General features: G+C 62.3%; 17 protein-coding genes. 7 read left to right on the forward strand and 10 right to left on the reverse strand.

The genetic code is table 11. The annotated features are described in order from the left end of the window. Nucleotides 1–435: 435 nt before the first annotated feature. From map to glpK, 7 genes are all read right to left on the reverse strand, one after another. Nucleotides 436–1,194, reverse strand: coding sequence for a type I methionyl aminopeptidase (map, locus tag OS035_RS21380; protein ID WP_097626580.1), 759 nt, complete (start codon nucleotides 1,192–1,194; stop codon nucleotides 436–438). A 44-nt stretch (nucleotides 1,195–1,238) separates the two neighbouring features. Beyond that, nucleotides 1,239–2,300 carry an LLM class flavin-dependent oxidoreductase gene (locus tag OS035_RS21385; protein WP_331814057.1) on the reverse strand — a complete coding sequence of 354 codons (1,062 nt, stop codon included), beginning with the start codon at nucleotides 2,298–2,300 and terminating at the stop codon, nucleotides 1,239–1,241. 294 nt (nucleotides 2,301–2,594) lie between these two features. Next, nucleotides 2,595–2,909 carry a GIY-YIG nuclease family protein gene (locus OS035_RS21390; RefSeq protein WP_183777575.1) on the reverse strand — a complete coding sequence of 105 codons (315 nt, stop codon included), beginning with the start codon at nucleotides 2,907–2,909 and terminating at the stop codon, nucleotides 2,595–2,597. A 112-nt stretch (nucleotides 2,910–3,021) separates the two neighbouring features. Continuing rightward, entirely contained in the window at nucleotides 3,022–3,495 is a 474-nt protein-coding gene (locus OS035_RS21395) for an SRPBCC family protein (RefSeq protein WP_097626577.1), read from the reverse strand. Nucleotides 3,496–3,592: 97 nt separating this feature from the next. Next, nucleotides 3,593–4,852 carry an RNA polymerase sigma factor gene (locus tag OS035_RS21400; RefSeq protein WP_183777574.1) on the reverse strand — a complete coding sequence of 420 codons (1,260 nt, stop codon included), beginning with the start codon at nucleotides 4,850–4,852 and terminating at the stop codon, nucleotides 3,593–3,595. Further along, a complete protein-coding gene (locus OS035_RS21405; protein ID WP_064840153.1) occupies nucleotides 4,849–5,223 on the reverse strand; it encodes a YciI family protein in 375 nt (124 codons plus the stop codon). Before OS035_RS21405 ends, OS035_RS21400 begins: the two co-directional genes overlap by 4 nt. Nucleotides 5,224–5,385: 162 nt before the next feature. Continuing rightward, the gene (glpK, locus tag OS035_RS21410) at nucleotides 5,386–6,879 is read right to left on the reverse strand and encodes a glycerol kinase GlpK (RefSeq protein ID WP_097626571.1); all 1,494 of its coding nucleotides are present in this window, start codon (nucleotides 6,877–6,879) and stop codon (nucleotides 5,386–5,388) included. A gap of 157 nt (nucleotides 6,880–7,036) precedes the next feature. Between glpK and OS035_RS21415 the strand changes: the two genes are divergently transcribed. The 4 genes from OS035_RS21415 (at nucleotide 7,037) to xdhC (ending at nucleotide 12,951) form a co-directional block, all read left to right on the forward strand. Further along, nucleotides 7,037–7,813, forward strand: coding sequence for a 3-hydroxybutyrate dehydrogenase (locus tag OS035_RS21415; RefSeq protein ID WP_097626569.1), 777 nt, complete (start codon nucleotides 7,037–7,039; stop codon nucleotides 7,811–7,813). A 28-nt stretch (nucleotides 7,814–7,841) separates the two neighbouring features. Next, on the forward strand, nucleotides 7,842–9,308 hold the full coding sequence (gene xdhA, locus OS035_RS21420) for a xanthine dehydrogenase small subunit (protein ID WP_097626567.1): 1,467 nt from the start codon (nucleotides 7,842–7,844) through the stop codon (nucleotides 9,306–9,308). 205 nt (nucleotides 9,309–9,513) lie between these two features. Further along, nucleotides 9,514–11,853 (forward strand): xanthine dehydrogenase molybdopterin binding subunit, encoded by a 2,340-nt coding sequence (gene xdhB, locus OS035_RS21425; RefSeq protein WP_097626813.1) that lies wholly within the window; start codon nucleotides 9,514–9,516, stop codon nucleotides 11,851–11,853. A 282-nt stretch (nucleotides 11,854–12,135) separates the two neighbouring features. Next, entirely contained in the window at nucleotides 12,136–12,951 is an 816-nt protein-coding gene (gene xdhC / locus OS035_RS21430) for a xanthine dehydrogenase accessory protein XdhC (protein WP_097626563.1), read from the forward strand. Here xdhC and OS035_RS21435 read toward each other — a convergent pair. Next, nucleotides 12,927–13,130: a hypothetical protein gene (locus OS035_RS21435; RefSeq protein ID WP_097626561.1), complete on the reverse strand. Its 204-nt coding sequence runs from the start codon at nucleotides 13,128–13,130 to the stop codon at nucleotides 12,927–12,929. The genes xdhC and OS035_RS21435 overlap by 25 nt on opposite strands. A 101-nt stretch (nucleotides 13,131–13,231) precedes the next feature. Here OS035_RS21435 and gcvA point away from each other — a divergent pair, with 101 nt between their 5' ends. Next, nucleotides 13,232–14,128 carry a transcriptional regulator GcvA gene (gene gcvA, locus OS035_RS21440; protein ID WP_097626558.1) on the forward strand — a complete coding sequence of 299 codons (897 nt, stop codon included), beginning with the start codon at nucleotides 13,232–13,234 and terminating at the stop codon, nucleotides 14,126–14,128. A 124-nt stretch (nucleotides 14,129–14,252) separates the two neighbouring features. On the opposite strand, the gene OS035_RS21445 is transcribed toward gcvA, so the two are convergent. Continuing rightward, nucleotides 14,253–14,585 (reverse strand): hypothetical protein, encoded by a 333-nt coding sequence (locus OS035_RS21445; protein ID WP_097626556.1) that lies wholly within the window; start codon nucleotides 14,583–14,585, stop codon nucleotides 14,253–14,255. A gap of 162 nt (nucleotides 14,586–14,747) precedes the next feature. Continuing rightward, nucleotides 14,748–15,434 (reverse strand): Type 1 glutamine amidotransferase-like domain-containing protein, encoded by a 687-nt coding sequence (locus OS035_RS21450; RefSeq protein WP_131711387.1) that lies wholly within the window; start codon nucleotides 15,432–15,434, stop codon nucleotides 14,748–14,750. A gap of 126 nt (nucleotides 15,435–15,560) precedes the next feature. Here OS035_RS21450 and OS035_RS21455 point away from each other — a divergent pair, with 126 nt between their 5' ends. Both OS035_RS21455 and guaD read left to right on the forward strand, forming a co-directional pair. Next, nucleotides 15,561–16,799 (forward strand): urate hydroxylase PuuD, encoded by a 1,239-nt coding sequence (locus tag OS035_RS21455; RefSeq protein WP_097626552.1) that lies wholly within the window; start codon nucleotides 15,561–15,563, stop codon nucleotides 16,797–16,799. After that, on the forward strand, nucleotides 16,796–18,106 hold the full coding sequence (gene guaD / locus OS035_RS21460; protein WP_331814059.1) for a guanine deaminase: 1,311 nt from the start codon (nucleotides 16,796–16,798) through the stop codon (nucleotides 18,104–18,106). Before OS035_RS21455 ends, guaD begins: the two co-directional genes overlap by 4 nt. Nucleotide 18,107 lies beyond the last annotated feature (1 nt).

Genomic DNA, 18,107 nt, shown 5'->3' on the forward strand with positions numbered 1-18,107 from the left:
AGGATACCGCACTGGTGCCCAAGAGGGCCTCATCCTGAAGCGCCCCGCAGGGGCCTCGAAGGACGGGACGGGTGCACCGATGCCGGATGAATGCAAGAAGCGACGTTGTGGCGTACTTCGAGGCTCCGCCCTACTGGCTGCGCACCTCAGCATGAGGAACGTTGGTGGATGCCGCGCTTGTAGTAGCGGGCGTTGCAGGATGCCGTGCCGACACTCAAGCCCCCTGAGATGCCGCCGCCTACACTCAAGAGAGCCTCATCCCGAGGTGCCCCGCAGGGGCCTCGAAGGACGGGGCGGGCGCACTGATGCCGGATGAATGCAAGAAGCGAAGTAGCAGTATGATCATTCGAGGCTCCGCCCCACGGGCTGCGCACCTCGGCGTAGGAAGCGTCGGAGGATGCCGCACGTAAGGGAGCTCCGCCTCTGCGCGTTTCCCTACGCCCGCCCGTCCGGCAAAGTCAGAATCACCGGCCCGTTGCGCGTTGCCACAACCGTATGTTCATATTGAACGGTCGGCGCCTTCGGATCGGCATAAAGCGTCCATGCATCGTCGCCGCCCTCCGCCCAGGTCGCGCCGAGCGACAGGAAAGGCTCGACGGTAAAGACGAGCCCATCCGTCATGACGCGTTTTTCCGAAGGGTCCGGCCAGGTCGAGAGTTCGGCCGGCTCCTCGTGAAGCGAGCGGCCGACACCGTGGCTCGCCAGATTGGCGACCAGCGTATAGCGGTTCTTCTGCGCGAAGGCGCCGACGGCGGTGCCGATCTTTGCCAACGGCTCGCCCGATTTCACCTGATTGAGCCCGACCCAGAGCGCCCGCTTGCCGTCACGGCAGAGCTTGTCGATCTTCGGCTTGACCGGCGGCATCGCGAAGGAAGCGCCGGTATCGGCAAAGAAGCCGTCCTTCTCCGCCGAGACGTCGATGTTGACGAGGTCGCCGGCGCGGATGACGCGCGACCCGGGAATGCCGTGGGCGATTTCCTCATTGACGCTGATGCAGGTCGCCCCCGGAAACTGGTAGCAGAACTCCGGCGCCGAGCGCGCGCCCGAATCCTCGAGCACCTTACGGCCGATCCGGTCGAGCTCCAGCGTCGTCATGCCGGGCTCCATCGCCGCCGCCATCACCTGGATGGCGTTGGCGCAGATCCGGCCGATCTCCTTGAGCTTTGTCAGTTCGTCGTCGTTTGCGATAACCATTCGTCTGTTCCGGCTTTGCGCAGGGGCGACCGCAGCCGCCTTGGTTAGGCCGTGGCTTTCGCCCCTTCGCCGCTTTCAGTCAATGCCTTTCTGACGATCGGCGCGACTTTCGTCCCGTAGAGCTCGATGCCGCGCATGATCTCGGCATGTGGCATCAGGCCGATCGCCATCTGCAGCAGGAAGCGGTCGTTCTTGAAGAGTGCGTGATGGGCGATAATCTTTTCGGCGACCACCTCGGGATCCCCAACGAAGAGCGCACCGTTCGGTCCGCGCGACATATCGAACTGTGCCCGGCTCGTCGGCCCCCAGCCGCGCTCGCGGCCGATGCGGTTCATCACTTCGGCCTGCGGTCCGTAAAACTGTTCGGCGGCCGCCTCTGTCGTATCGGCGATGAAGCCGTGGACATTGATGCTGGTCTTCAGCTTGGCCTGATCCTGCCCTGCCCGGCGCGCGGCCTCCCGGTAGAGATCGAAGAGTGGCGCGAACCGGCGCGGCTCGCCGCCGATGATCGCCAGCGCCACCGGCAGGCCGAGCGCACCGGCGCGCGCCACCGACTGCGGCGTGCCGCCAACGGCGATCCACAACGGCAACGGATCCTGCAGAGGCTTGGGATAGACGCCGCGCCCCCGGATCGGCGCGCGGAGCTCGCCGCTCCAGTCGACCGTCTCGCCATCGCGCAACGCCAGCAGCAGATCGAGCTTCTCTTCGAAAAGCTGGTCGTAGTCCTCGAGATTGTAGCCGAACAGCGGGAAGGACTCGATGAAGGAGCCGCGCCCCGCCATGATCTCGGCGCGGCCGTTCGAAATTAGATCCAGCGTCGAAAACTGCTGGAAGACGCGCACCGGATCATCGGAGGAAAGCACAGTGACGGCGCTGGTCAGCCGGATGTTTTTCGTCTTGACGGCCGCCGCCGCCAGCGCGACGGCAGGCGCCGACGCCGCATAATCCGGCCGATGATGTTCGCCGAGCCCGAAGACATCGAGCCCCACCTGATCGGCAAGCTCGATCTCCTCGATCAGATGCTTCAGCCGTTCGGCCCCTTCCGCACCCTTGCTGCGGGAGGGATTGGGATTGACATCCGCAAACGTATAAAGACCCAGTTCCATCGTCGGCATCCTGTTGAATTCCGCCAGGAGATAAGGATCGCCGAGACCGAGCGCAAATACAAACTCTGGAACGGAATGTTCGAGAATTTCGATAGTGGCGTGATGTTTTCTGCAGCGTGGTAAGAGTCTTTGCGCCGTAGACACGGCGCTGCTGGACTGTGACGAGCACAGGAATGAGGGAGCAAGGGGTGCACGCCGTGCTCCCATATCGCCTATCATACAAAGCACAACTCCCTCATTCCTGTGCTCGTCACAGGAATCCAGCAGTTGCGCGTCCGCGCGACGAGACACTCGTCACAGACCGAGAAGATGAAACGAAATATCCTCCCACGCAGGATTATCCCGCTCGATCAGATTAAGCTTCCACTGCCGCGGCCATTTCTTGATCGTCTTCTCCCGTGTGATCGCTGTCGTCAGCAGATCATGCTCCTCAAGCCACACCAGCGTCTTGACGCCATATTTCGATGTGAAGCCCGGCGTCAGCTCATTCTGATGCTCGTATAACCGCCCGGCTCGGTCCCGCGTCACGCCGGTATAGAGCATGCCGTTGCGTCCAGATGCGAGGATGTAGACGTATCCTTTATCTCTGCAGATTGGCACAGGACACATCCGACGTCGACAGAGACACGGCCACGCTCAGCCCCCAATTCGACTCTCAATTCAACGACTTGAAGGCGCCGGCGGAATCATCTTTCGAGCCACCTCAACTCGCACTGAAGCGTCAGGACGGCGCCTTCGCCAGCAATTCCGCCAGCTGATCTGCGGCCTTGCCCCATCCTTCATGGAAGCCCATTTTCTCGTGCGTTTCCTTGTCCTCCGCGCGCCAGTGCAATGCCTTGGCGGTATATTTCGTGCGGCCATTGCCGAGGTCTTCGAGCAGGATGACGCCGGTGAAGAAAGGTTTTTCGGCAGGCACCCAGGCGCTGGTATAGGCATCGGTGAAGACGATCTTCTCGTTCTCGATGATCTCGAGATAGACGCCGCGGTTCGGGTACCGATTGCCCTCGGGATCCTGCATGACGATCACGCTGGAACCGCCGGGGCGAACGTCGAGCGTTGCTTCCGCAACACCCCAGGGGCGTGGAACGAACCACTGCTTCATGAGATCGGGATCGGTCCACGCCTTGTAGATTTTCTCGCGCGGGGCGTCGAATTCGCGAACGAGGACGAGTTCATGTTGGGTGCTGGCGGTCATTTCAACATCTCTCCATTTGAATAAACCTGTTTCTGTCAGGTTGTTACAAGGACGTGCCGAAGTTCGCCGTTCCGACAAAGCGCCGATTTTTTCTTGATTATTTCGCGACCGGCTGCGTCGCCTCTTCCTGCATCTTGTCGATCTGCCGGCGGATATGGGCGGCCTCCGCCGCCGAATGGGCAAGCGCGATGGCGCGGTCGAAGGCTTCGCGCGCCTGGCCGGTCAAGCCAAGCTGCTTCAGCAGCCCGCCCCGCAGGCCGTGATAGTAGAAATAGCCGCCGAGCTTTTCGCCCAGCGGATCGATCAGATCGAGCGCCTGCTGCGGCCCGTGCAGTTTGGAAACAACGACCGCGCGATTGAGTGTCACCACAGGAGAAGGCTGCACACGTTCCAGCGCGCGGTAGAGCAGATCGATTTCCACCCAGTCGGTGTCTTCGGCGCGCTTCGCCCGGGAATGGATGGCGGCGATGGCCGCCTGAAGCTGATACGGGCCGGGCCGGCGGTGTCGCAGCGCTTTGTCGAGCAGCGCCAGGGCCTCGTTGATGAAAGGCTGGTTCCAGAGCGAGCGGTCCTGATCTTCGAGCAGCACGATTTCATCTTCCGCGCTGAAGCGCGCCGGCCGGCGCGAGATCTGCAGAAGCATCAGCGCCAGCAGCCCCATCAGCTCCGGTTCGGACGGAAAGAGATGCAGCATCAACCGTGCCAGCCGGATCGCCTCGTCGCTGAAGGCGGCCGCCTCATGCTTCGGGTCGGCCTGGCTGTAGCCCTCGTTGAAGACGAGATAGATCATCGTGCTGACGATCGTAAGACGCTCGGCCCTTTCCTCAGCGCTCGGCGTTTCGAACGGCACGCCGGCCTTGGCGACGCGTGCCTTGGCGCGGGTGATGCGTTGCTCCATGGCGCTTTCCGACACCAGGAAGGCGCGGGCGATCTGCGTCACCGAAAGACCGGAAACGATGCGCAGCGCCAGCGCGATCTGCTGGGTCGCCGGCAGATCGGGATGGCAGCAGATGAAGAGAAGCCGCAGGATATCGTCGCGATAGTGGGAATCGTCCAGCCGCTCGGCAATATCGCTTTCGGCATCCTCGGTATCGGAGATCGTATCCTCGTCCGGCAGGGCCTGGAGCTTTGACCGCTTGCGCACCGCGTCGATCCCGCTGTTTCGGGCGACGAAGATCAGCCAGGCTGTGGGATCGCGTGGCGGCCCTTTTTCCGGCCATGTCCGGATCGCCCTCAGGCATGCCTCCTGAAAAGCCTCTTCCGCGGTATCAAGATTGCGGAAATAGCGCAGCAGCGCACCGAGCGCCTTCGGGCGGGCCGAGGCAAGGGCAAGGTCGATCCAGGCAATGTCTGTCATGATGAAGCATCTCCCGGCCTGAAGACGTAGAACGGCCGAATTTCGTAAGAGGTGGAACCCGGATTGACGGAGGAAAGCTGTTTCGAGAAGGCGACCGCCTCGTCGAGCGTTTCGAAGTCGACCACGTAGAAGCCGAGAAGCGCCTCTTTCGTTTCCGCAAAAGGCCCGTCGATGACCAAAGGCTCGTCCTTGCCCTTGCGCACGGTGGTCGCAGCCGTCGTCGGCATCAGCCGGCCGACGGGGCCGAGCTTGCCGGATGCGGCAAGCGGCTCCTGCACGGCATAGAGCTTCTCCATGACGGCGGCCTCTTCCTCCTTCGTCCAGGCGAAGACGGTTTCCTCATGGGCGTAACAAAGGATTGCATAAAGCATTGCTCACTCCTCTTTCCGAATGACGAAGGAGTAGCCGCTTAGCCGACAGGCCGCATCAAAAAATTCTGGATAGGATTCGTGATCTTCCGGAGCACGGCAACGCTCCGGCGGAAGAAATAGCCGGATGCTGCGTGGAGACACCCTAGGCCTACATCGCGTTCCTCACCCCTCGCTCAGCGTCCGCCTGACCGCGCTCTTCCAGCCCTTGAGCTTTGCCGCCCGCACCTTCTCATCCATGTCGGGCTCGAACCGCCGGTCCCGCTTCCATGTCGCTGAAAAACCGTCCCTGTCCGGCCAGACCCCTGCCCGGCTGCCGGCAAGCCAGGCAGCACCCAGCGCCGTCGTCTCCAGGATCACCGGGCGGTCGACCGGGGCGTCGAGCAGATCGGCCAGGCGCTGCATCGTCCAGTCGGAGGCGACCATGCCGCCATCGACGCGCAGCACCGTGTCGTCGCCACCGTTCTTCCAGTCCTTCTGCATGGCGTCGAGCAGATCGCGGGTCTGGTAGCAGACAGCTTCGAGTGCCGCCCTGGACAGTTCCGCCGGGCCGCTGTTGCGTGTCAGCCCGAAGATCGCGCCGCGCGCCTTGGCATCCCAATGCGGTGCGCCAAGCCCAGTGAAGGCGGGCACGAGATAGACCTCCTGCGTCGGATCGGCCTTTTCGGCAAGCGCATTGGTCTCGGCGGCGCTGCCGATGATCCCGAGCCCGTCCCGCAGCCATTGCACCGCCGCGCCGGCGATGAAGATCGACCCCTCAAGCGCATAGGTCGTCTCGCCGTTCAGGCGATAGGCGATGGTGGTCAGCAGCCGGTTTTTCGAACGGACCATATCGGCGCCGGTGTTGAGCAAAGCGAAACAGCCGGTGCCGTAGGTCGATTTCAGCATGCCCGGTGCAAAACAGGCCTGACCGATGGTCGCCGCCTGCTGGTCGCCGGCAACCCCGAGAATCGGGATCGCGGCGCCGAAGATATCAGGATCGACCGTGCCGAAATCGGAGGCGCAATCCTTCACCTCAGGCAGCATGGCGGCCGGCACGCGCAAAATATCGAGCAGATCCTCATCCCAGGCGTTTTCGGCGATATTGTACATCAGCGTGCGCGAGGCGTTGGTGGCGTCGGTGCCGAAGCTCTTGCCGCCGGTCAGCCGCCAGATCAGGAAGGTATCGATCGTACCGAAGCAGAGATCGCCCCTGGCGGCGCGCGCCCGGGCGCCCTTGACGTTGGCGAGCATCCAGGAAAGCTTGGTGCCGGAAAAATACGGGTCGAGGATCAGGCCGGTCTTCTTGGTGAACAACCGCTCCAGATCCTGCCGTTTCAGATTGTCGCAATAGCTTGCCGTGCGCCGGTCCTGCCAGACGATGGCGTTCTGGATCGGCCGGCCGGTCTCGCGTTCCCAGACGACCACCGTCTCGCGCTGGTTGGTGATGCCGAGCGCGGCAATATCCTTGGCCGTGATCCCGGCGTCGCGCAGCGCCATGTTGACGGTGGAGACGACCGAGTCCCAGATTTCCTCGGGATCGTGCTCGACCCAGCCGGATCGCGGATAGATCTGAGTGAATTCCTTCTGGCCCTTGCCGGCGACATGCATTTCGCCGTCGAAGACGATCGCCCGCGTCGATGTCGTTCCCTGATCGATCGCCAGAACATATCCACTCATGCAATTCCCTCCTCTAGCATGTCGATTATCGTGACAAATCAATAAGACACGGATGCGGGTGAGAAAAGCGAATAAAGCGGAATTGCCAGCCTGCCGGCTTTGGGCATAACCTCGCCACTAACGTTGCAACGCAGCATCGGCCTGTCAGGAGAAAAATATGAGCAGATCAGTCGTCGTCACCGGTTCCACCAGCGGCATCGGCCTTGCGATCGCCACCGCCTTTGCCGAAACCGGCGACAACGTCGTCATCAACGGTTTCGGAAATGCCGATGAAATCAAGGCGATCGTCGCACGGCTTGAATCAGTATCCAAGGCCCGGGCGATCTACCATCCGGCCGATATGACCAAGCCCGCCGAGATCGCCGACCTGATCGAAACGGCGGCAAAGACCTTCGGCACCGTCGATGTCCTGGTCAACAATGCCGGCATCCAGCATGTCGAAAAGATCGAGGACTTCCCGATCGAGAAATGGGATCAGATCATCGCCATCAATCTGTCGAGCTCCTTTCACACGATGCGCGCCGCCATCCCGCTGATGAAGGCGAAGAAGCACGGCCGCATCATCAACATCGCCTCGGCGCACGGGCTCGTCGCCTCTCCCTTCAAATGCGCCTATGTCGCAGCAAAACATGGTATATTAGGTCTGACGAAGACGGCCGCCCTGGAGCTTGCCGAATTCGGCGTGACGGTCAACGCCATCTGCCCCGGCTATGTGCTGACGCCGCTGGTCGAGAAGCAGATACCCGATACCGCCAAGGCCCGCGGCATGACCGAGGAACAGGTGAAGAGCGAGGTCATCCTCAAGGCGCAGCCAACGCGTGAATTCGTCAAGGCCGAGGAGATCGGCGCGCTGTCGCTTTACCTTGCCAGCGACGCCGCCCGGCAGGTGACGGGAACGCATATCTCGATTGACGGTGGCTGGACTGCGGCTTAACCATTTGGAAAAAACAACCGGGAATATCATGAACGACAGCATCCGCTTCATCCTGAATGGCGAGGACATCGCGCTCGCCGATGTCGGCCCGACCGAGACGTTGCTCGATTTCCTGCGGTTGAAGCGACGCCTGACGGGCACCAAGGAAGGATGCGCGGAAGGCGATTGCGGCGCCTGCACCGTGCTCGTCGGCCGGCTCGCCGACGGCAAGCTCACCTATGAATCCGTCAATGCCTGCATCCGTTTCATCGGCTCGCTGCATGCGACCCATGTGGTGACGGTCGAGCACTTGGCCGGCCGGGACGGCGCATTGCATCCGGTGCAGCAGGCATTGGTCGATTGTCATGGCTCGCAGTGCGGCTTCTGCACCCCGGGCTTCGTCATGTCGCTCTATGGCCTATGGCTGACGAAGGAAAATCCCGGCCGCCGCGAGATCGAAAAGGCGCTGCAAGGCAATCTCTGTCGCTGCACCGGCTACGAGCCGATCGTCAAGGCCGCCGAGCAGGTGAGCCTGATGCGGCCGAGCGCGCTCTTCGACCCGCTGGAGCGGACACGTTCGGAAATCGTCGCTCGGCTCTGGGCAATACAGACAAGCAGCACGATCAGGATTGCCAAGGACGAAGACCGGCTGATCATTCCGGTTTCGCTTCAAGCGCTGACCGAAGTCCTCTCGCAGGAGCCCGACGCGATCGTCGTCGCCGGTTCGACCGATGTCGGTCTCTGGGTGACGAAGCAGATGCGGCGGCTGAGCCCCGTCGTCTTCATCAATCACTTGAGCGAACTGCAGTCGGTCACCGAAAGCGAGCAGGGCGTCACCATCGGCGCCGGGGTCAGCTATAGCGGCGCCTTCGCCGCAATCTCGAAAAAGATCCCGGCGCTTGGGCGGTTGATCGATCGCATCGGCGGCGAGCAGGTGCGCAACATGGGCACGATCGGCGGCAATATCGCCAACGGCTCGCCGATCGGCGACAGCCCTCCGCCGCTGATCGCGCTGGGCGCAACGCTGACGCTGCGCTCCCTGGAAGGCCAGCGCAAAATGCCGCTCGAAGATTTTTTCATTGCCTACGGCAAGCAGGATCGGAAGCCCGGCGAATTCGTCGAGAGCGTCTTCGTGCCCTATCCCAAGACAACCAGCCGCTTTGCCGCCTACAAGATCACCAAGCGCCGCGACGAGGATATCACCGCCGTGCTCGGCGCCTTCCTGCTGACGCTCGATGAAGCGGAAGTGGTCACGGACATCCGCATCGCCTTCGGCGGCATGGCCGCAACGCCGAAACGCGCCCCCACGGTCGAAGCCGAACTGATGGGCAAACCATGGACGGAAGCGACGATCGAAGCCGCCCGCCCCGCGTTTGACGCCGACTACCAGCCGCTGACCGACTGGCGCGCCACGGCGGAATACCGGCAGCTGACGGCAAAGAACCTGCTGACGCGGTTTTATCTGGAGACAGTTGGAGCGCCGGCGGAACTGAAGCGGTTCGAGGAGGTGGCGTGATGGTTTGTTTCACCAACCGGCCTTCTGCCGCCACCATTTTGCCCCTCACCCTAACCCCCTCTCCGCTTGCGGGGAGAGGGGGCGTGCCCTGCGCGATGGTTGAGAGAGGGAAATACGGTGCGGCATATCCTTTCTCCCCGTCAGAACGGGGAGAAGGTGGCGGCAGCCGGATGAGGGGCAGCACCGGCTGCGGAGGGCTCATCTAATGGACAAGTCCACCTTCGAAAACCCCAAGGTCGTCATATCGGGCCCCATGCACGGCTCGCTGCGGCATGATTCAGCGCATAAACATGTCACCGGAAGTGCCGATTATATCGACGATATTCCCGAACCCGCCGGCCTGCTGCACGGCGCACTCGGCCTTTCCGATCGGGCGCATGCCGAAATCATCAGCATCGATCTTTCCGCTGTCGCCGCCTATCCCGGCGTCGTCTGGGTTTTCACCGGCAAGGACGTGCCCGGCGTCAACGACACCAGTTCTAACGGCAGCCATGACGAGCCGCTGCTTGCTGAAACCTTAGTTCAGTTCCACGGCCAGCCGATCTTTGCCGTCATCGCCGAGACACGCGACGCGGCGCGACGCGCCGCCCGGCTGGCGAAGATCGACTATCGCGAACTGCCGCACTGGCACGATATCGACGGCGCGCTCGCCAATGGGGGCCCGCTGGTCATCACCCCGATGACGCTCCAGCGCGGCGAGCCGGAAACGGAAATGCCGAATGCTCCAATGCGTCTGAAAGGGCAGATGCGCATCGGCGGACAGGAGCATTTCTACCTCGAAGGCCATATCGCCGTGGCGATCCCCGGCGAGGACGACGAGGTCACCGTCTGGTCCTCGACCCAGCATCCGAGCGAGATCCAGCACATTGTCGGCCACGTGCTCGATATCCCGTCGAACGCGGTCACCGTCAACGTGCGCCGCATGGGCGGCGGCTTCGGCGGCAAGGAGACGCAGGGCAACCAGTTCGCAGCCCTTGCGGCGATCGCCGCCAAGAAGCTCGGCCGCGCCATCAAATTCCGCCCCGACCGCGACGAGGATATGAGCGCCACCGGCAAGCGCCATGATTTCCTGGTCGACTACGAAATAGGCTTCGATGCCGAAGGCCGCATCCACGCGGTTAACGCGACCTACGCGGCGCGCTGCGGCTTCTCCTCCGATCTCTCGGGGCCGGTGACCGACCGCGCCATGTTCCACGCCGACTCCAGCTATTTCTACCCGCATGTACATCTGCAGTCGAAACCGTTGAAGACGCACACCGTCTCCAACACCGCCTTCCGCGGCTTCGGCGGACCCCAGGGCATGCTCGGCGCTGAACGCTTCATCGAGGAAATCGCTTACGCCCTCGGCAAGGACCCGCTCGATATCCGCAAGCTGAATTTCTACGGCCAGCCGGGCTCCGGGCGCACGCTGACGCCCTACCACCAGGAGGTCGAGGACAACATCATCGCCCGCATCGTCGAGGAGTTGGAGGAAACTGCCGAATACCGCGCGCGGCGCAATGCCGTCATCGGCTTCAACCGCGATAGCCGCTATATCAGAAAAGGCATCTCCCTGACGCCGGTCAAATTCGGCATCTCCTTCACCATGACCGCCTTCAACCAGGCGGGCGCCCTCGTCCACATCTATCAGGACGGGTCGATCCATCTGAACCATGGCGGCACCGAAATGGGCCAGGGCCTTTATACCAAGGTGGCGCAGGTGCTGGCCGACAGTTTTCAGGTCGATATCGATCGGGTGAAGATCACCGCGACGACGACGGCCAAGGTGCCGAACACCTCGGCCACCGCCGCCTCCTCCGGCTCGGACCTGAACGGCATGGCAGCTTATGACGCCGCCCGCCAGATCAAGGAACGACTGGTGGCCTTTGCCGCCGAAAAATGGGATGTGGCGCCCTCCGACGTCGTCTTCCTGCCGAACCGTGTGCGCGTCGGCGAAATCGAGATCCCCTTCCCTGATTTCATCAAGCAGGCCTATTTCGCCCGCGTCCAGCTGTCCGCCACCGGCTTCTACAAAACGCCGAAGATCCACTGGGACCGCAAGGCCGGCCGCGGCACGCCCTTCTATTATTTCGCCTATGGCGCCGCCTGCACCGAGGTTTCGATCGATACGCTGACCGGCGAGTACCTGATCGACCGCACCGACATCCTCCACGATGTCGGCCGCTCGCTGAACCCGGCAATCGACCTCGGCCAGGTCGAGGGCGCTTTCGTCCAGGGCATGGGATGGCTGACAACGGAAGAACTCTGGTGGGATGACAAGGGACGGCTGCGCACCCATGCGCCCTCAACATACAAGATCCCGCTCGCCTCCGACCGCCCGAAGATCTTCAACGTCCGCCTTGCCGAATGGTCGGAGAGCGCAGAGGCCACCATCGGCCGCTCCAAGGCCGTCGGAGAGCCGCCCTTCATGCTGGCGATCTCGGTGCTGGAAGCGTTATCGATGGCAGTCGCCAGCGTGGCGGACTACAAGGTCTGCCCAGGGCTCGACGCGCCGGCGACGCCGGAGCGGGTGCTGATGGCGGTGGAGCGGATGAAGCGGGTTTAGGATGAGAAGGCGTTCGGCTGGTTTATTGCGTCAGCGGGACCGGCGGCGCGGGTGGCACCCCCCTCTGTCCTGCCGGACATCTCCCCCACGAGGGGGGAGATCGACAAGACCGCAGCCCTTCGCCCATATTGCCTTGGCATCGGATTATCAAAATCCGCTTTTACGCTGTCGTTTCGGTGTCTTGGGAGGCCAGCGCCTGATGCCGATCTCCCCCCTTGTGGGGGAGATGTCCGGCAGGACAGAGGGGGGTATCACAGCCGCTTACCTATCGGCCATCTTTCCATGACCGACCTCCCCACCTTCCTCACCGCCAACCCCGACAGCATCCTCGTCGACATCACCGGGGCGCAAGGCTCCACCCCGCGCGAGGCCGGCGCCTACATGCTCGTCTCGCCGACCGCGCTGTGGGGCACGATCGGCGGCGGGCAATTTGAATTCATGGCGATCGCGAATGCACGGGAGATGCTCGCAGGAACCGGCGGAACCGCCGCGATGGACATCCCGCTCGGCCCCGAAATCGGCCAGTGCTGCGGCGGGCGCACACAGTTGCGGTTTCGCCGGCTGACGCAGGCGGTAAAAGACGAACTCGAAGCCAGGATTGCCGGCGAGATCGAGCGCCTGCCCGAGGTCTATCTTTTCGGTGCCGGCCATGTCGGCCGGGCGCTTGCCGCAGCCCTTGCGCCGCTGCCGCTGTCGGTCACGATCGTCGAAACGCGACAGGAAGAATTGACCAATCTGCCGGCTGAGACGAAAACCCGGCTCGTGCCGATGCCGGAGGCGCTGGTGAAGGATATTCGCGGCGGCGGCGCTGTCGTCATCCTGACGCACGACCACGCGCTGGATTTCCTCATCGCCCGCGAGGCGCTTGATAGGAGTGACCTTGCCTATACCGGCATGATCGGCTCGGCGACCAAGCGCGCCACCTTCGCAAGCTGGCTTTCCCGCGTAGGCGGCGGAGAGCGTGGCTGGATGGAGCGGCTGACGCTGCCGATCGGCGGCTCGGCGGTCAGGGACAAGCGCCCCGAAGTGATCGCCGCCATGAGCGCCGCCGAAATCCTGACGGCGCTTTCAGCCTACCGCATGCGGTCGTCTTCGTAGTAAGGGTCCCGCCCGTCGAGAAAGCCGAGGTCGCGCTTGACGCGGTCCGGCATGGCGGAAAAGTCGAGCCGAGGCAGACGGCAGAAACGGTCGGCGCTGCCCGCCAGCCAGCCGGCAAAACGCCGGAAAGCACCGATGCTCTGTTGCGGCCGGTTCTCTTCGATCGTGGAGCAATCCATGACATCACCTCGATAGATTGATGGTATGAGTTGCAGTTTGCCGCCGAAAATGCTGCAATTCCAATCGAACGACCGTCTGCCTGCATCAAGAGAACTTATCCATGAAACTGTCGAAGCAATTCCCGCTGAATGCGCTGCGCGTCTTCGAAGCCGCTGCCCGGCTCGGCAGTTTCACCAAGGCGGGCGACGAACTCGGCATGACGCAGACGGCCGTCAGCTACCAGATCAAGCTGCTGGAGGAGAATGTCGGCGAGCCGCTCTTCTTGCGCCGTCCCCGCCAAATCGCGCTGACGGAAACCGGCGAACGGCTGGCGCCGAAGGTGACCGAAGCCTTTGCCATGCTGCACGATGCAATGGCGACGGCGCGCGACAGTGTGGAAGGCACGCTCGCCATCAGCTCGACCCATACGTTCGCCTCGAAATGGCTGGCGCCGCGCCTCGGTTCCTTCCACTTGAAGCATCCGGCGATCGCGGTGCGCTTTCAGGCGAGTTCCGACATCATCGATTTTACCCGTGAACAGATCGATGTCGGGATCCGCTGGGGCGACGGCAACTGGCCGGGTCTGACCCTGCACCGGCTGATGGGGCTGGAGTTCACCCCGATGCTCAGCCCGAAGCTGGCGGAATCAGCCGGCGGCATCAAGGCGCCGCGCGATCTCCTGAAGTTCGATCTCTTCGACGCCGGCGACATCTGGTGGAAACAATGGTTCGAGGCAGCCGGCGTTACCGACACGGACCTCGATCGCCGCCCGCGCAACCAGCTCGGCTCCCAGGCGGTGGAAGCCGACGCGGCAATCGCCGGCCATGGCGTTGCCATCCTCCATCCGGCCTTCTACGCGGCCGAGATCGCCCTCGGCCGGCTGTATCAACCTTTCGAGCTGACCCGCAGCGACGGCAAGGCCTATTGGCTCGTCTATCCGGAAAACCGCCGCAACGTGCCGAAGATCAAAGCCTTCCGCAACTGGATCCTCGACGAGATGAAGGCAGCCGGGAACTAATGCATGTCGCCGGGAAGTGTGTAGCGGTTCCGGGATAACGACATGCATCAAAACAAAAAGCTAAAGCGCGTAGCATGAATCAAGTTTGCTGCGACGCGCTTTGGAGCCAGGCATCGCCGTGGCCTCAGTATCCCATCTCCGGCGCATAGAAGCAGCGCGGCGTGTCCTCGTTCGGGAATAAACAGAGATGATAGTCGTTGTCGCCGGATTGCATCGCCTTCGTCATCGGCAGCAGGAAGACGTGGGCATGCGTGACCAGCCGGTGGTCGCCCGGCAGCAGCGTGACACGATATCCGCCCGGCGTCACCGCCACGCTCTTCGAAGGGATCATCTGGCAGTCGCCATTATGACTGTCGCCGTTGCAACAATAGGGGTCATAACTCCACCCCGACGGTGCGTCGTGAGCCATCGCCAGCGACGCATACGCAATCATCACACACGTCAGAATGCTGCGCATGGGCATCTTCTCCGTTGATGAATGCGCCGCCGACGATCTAACTTTTCTTATTTATTCCGGCGGCCTTAAACATAACTGCAATCGAGTCGTCATCGTTCAAGATCCACTATATTAGCAGATCGAGTATAAGACGGAGATAATGCACAGCATTCTCGGCAGCTTTTAGGCACGGGACAGCAGATCGGCGATGCGGCCGCGATCGGCAGCTTCGACAAAGCCGCCAGCGATCATCAGCGGAGCGCCGAAGATTTCGACGAGCCCATCGCAGAGAATGAGACCCTCACCGTCCCGGCACGCGAGAATAGGATTTGCCGTGGTCTCGCTGTAGCGCAGCAGCGCGGGGAGATAGCCGGGATCGTCGTTCAGATGCGGAAAGAACTCGAAGGGCATGAGATCAAGAGCCGCGCCATCCCGTACCGCCTCCGGCGAACCGCCCTCAAAGAGCGCATCGGCGGCGATCGTCGGCGTCATCAAAATCGCCCCGGCGCTGGTGCCGACGAGAATGCCGTCGTCAAGCGCCCATGCGCGCAGTTTTTCCAGCATGCCGCTTTGGCGCAGCCGTCTCAGAAAATCGCCGGTGTGGCCGCCTGTGAGATGGATGGCGTTGCAGGCAAACAGCCGGCCGATCTCCTCGCCGCCGGCAAGCGCGTCGAGATCGACGAAGAGATCGAGAGAAAGGCCATATCGGGCATAATACTGCCGCTTCTCGTCGAAGAACGCCCGCTGCGGCTCCGGGGCCGAGGCGATATAGCCGATGCGGTTACCACGCGACAGAATGAGCGCCGCGAGCCGCCGGTCCATCGGCGCGTTTTCGGCGATGAGCTGATCGCTGTAGAGCGCGGTGATCATTCCATGGCTCCTTCGGCCTCGCCACCGTTGCGGAAACCGGTGCACATGTGCGGTCTTTCAATCTCCTCTTCCCTCCCCGCCAAAATTTCCGCAATGTTACGAGTCGGAGGAAGATAGGGGAACTCGATGTATGAATATGCCATAGCATGGGAATGGCTCGCCTTCGCGGCGCGCTGGTTCCATGTCGTCACCGCGATCGCCTGGATCGGATCGTCCTTCTATTTCATCGCGCTCGATCTCGGACTGGTGAAACGCCCACATCTGCCGCCCGGCGCCTATGGCGAGGAATGGCAGGTCCATGGCGGCGGCTTCTATCATATCCAGAAATATCTGGTGGCACCCGCGCAAATGCCGGAGCACCTGACCTGGTTCAAATATGAGAGCTATTTCACCTGGATATCCGGCTTCCTGATGCTGTGCATCGTCTATTATGGCGGCGCCGACCTCTTTCTCATCGATCGCCATGTGCTCGATATCAGCCCGCCGGTCGCCATCGCGATCTCGCTGGCATCCCTGGCTTTCGGCTGGATCGTCTACGACTTGCTCTGCAAGTCGCCGCTCGGTCGCAACACCTGGGGACTGATGGCAGTCCTCTACGTCGTGCTGGTCTTCATGGCCTGGGGCTATACGCAGCTTTTCAGCGGCCGCGCCGCCTTCCTGCATCTCGGCGCCTTCACCGCGACGATCATGTCGGCCAACGTCTTCATGATCATCATCCCCAACCAGAAGATCGTCGTCGCCGATCTCATCGCCGGCCGAACGCCCGATCCGAAATACGGACAGATCGCCAAGCAGCGTTCGCTGCACAACAACTACCTGACCCTGCCCGTCATCTTTTTCATGCTGTCGAACCACTATCCGCTGGCTTTCGGAACACAGTTCAATTGGGTGATCGCGGCGCTTGTCTTCCTGATGGGCGTCACCATCCGCCACTGGTTCAACACCACCCATGCCAGGAAAGGCCGGCCGACCTGGACCTGGATCGTCACCCTCGTCCTTTTCATCCTGATCATGTGGCTTTCGACGGTGCCGAAGCTGCTGACCGGCGATAAGGATACGGCGGCGGTGGCGCCCGCCTTCCAGCAATTCGCCGGCGATCCGCATTTTCCCGCCGTCAAGCAACTGGTCGCGACGCGCTGTTCGATGTGCCACGCCGCCGAGCCCGTCTATGAGGGCATCGTGCGGCCGCCGAAAGAGGTGATGCTCGAAAACGACGCGGAAATTGCCGCCCATGCCCGCGAGATCTATATACAAGCGGGCCGCACCCATGCCATGCCGCCCGGCAACGTGACCGATATCACGCCGGACGAACGCAAGCTGCTGGTCGCCTGGTTCGAAAGCGCAGTCGAAGGCAAGAAACAATGACGACGACACTCCTGCGCGGCCGCCTGCTTTCTTTTCATCGCGCGCCGCTGAGTCTGACCGACAGCCAGAGCTATCTCTACGAGGAGGATGGCGGTCTGCTGATCGAAGACGGGCTGATCGCGGCGGCCGGCGCCTATGCCGACGTGAAGGCAAAGGCAGCCGCTGATGTGGTCGAGATCGACCATCGCCCGCATCTGATCCTGCCCGGCTTCATCGACATGCATTTGCATTTTCCGCAGATGCAGGTGATCGCCTCCTATGCCGCCAACCTGCTCGAATGGCTGAACAGCTATACCTTTCCTGAGGAATGCCGTTTCGTCGAAAGCGCACACGCGCAAAGGATCGCCACGCATTTCTACGACGAACTGATCCGCCACGGCACGACCACGGCGGTCGCCTATTGCTCCGTGCACAAGACCTCGGCCGACGCCTTTTTCGCCGAGGCGATGAAGCGCAACATGCGCATGGTCGGCGGCAAGGTGATGATGGACCGCAACGCCCCGCAAGGCCTGCTCGACACGCCGGAGATGGGCTATGACGAGACCCGTCAGGTGATAGCCGACTGGCACGGCAAGGGCCGCAACCACGTCGCCATCACCCCGCGCTTCGCCATCACCTCGACCCCGGCGCAGATGGAAGCGACGGCAGCGCTCGCCCGCGAATTTCCCGATCTGCACATCCAGACGCATCTTTCGGAAAATCACGACGAGATCAAATTCACCTGCGAGCTCTATCCCGACGCGATCGACTATACCGACATCTACGCCCGTTACGGCCTGCTCGGACCGAAAAGCCTGTTCGGCCACGCCATTCACCTGTCCGAGCGTGAAGCCGATGTCATGAGCGAGACGGGCTCGGTCGCCGTCCACTGCCCGACCTCGAACCTCTTCCTCGGCTCCGGCCTGTTTCCGCTGAAGGCGCTGGCGCGGCGCGAAAAGCCGGTGCGCATCGGGGTGGCGACCGATATTGGCGGCGGCTCCAGCTATTCGATGCTGAAAACCATGGACGAGGCCTACAAGATCCAGCAATTGCTCGGCGAACGGCTGAACCCGCTGGAAAGCTACTACCTGATGACGCGCGGCAATGCCGAGGCGCTGTCACTGGCAGGTCGGATCGGCACGCTGGACCCCGGCACCGAAGCCGACCTCATCGTCCTCGACGCGGCCGCGACCCCGGCCATGGCGCTGAAACTGGAGGCGGTAAAGACCTTGCCCGAAGAACTCTTCCTCTTGCAGACGATGGGCGACGACCGGGCGGTCGCCGAAACCTATGTGGCGGGTGTGGCTATGAAAGCGGGGCTTGGATGAC

It is taken from the genome of Rhizobium sp. 268, from assembly GCF_036571585.1.
Taxonomy (GTDB): Bacteria; Pseudomonadota; Alphaproteobacteria; order Rhizobiales; family Rhizobiaceae; genus Rhizobium; species Rhizobium redzepovicii.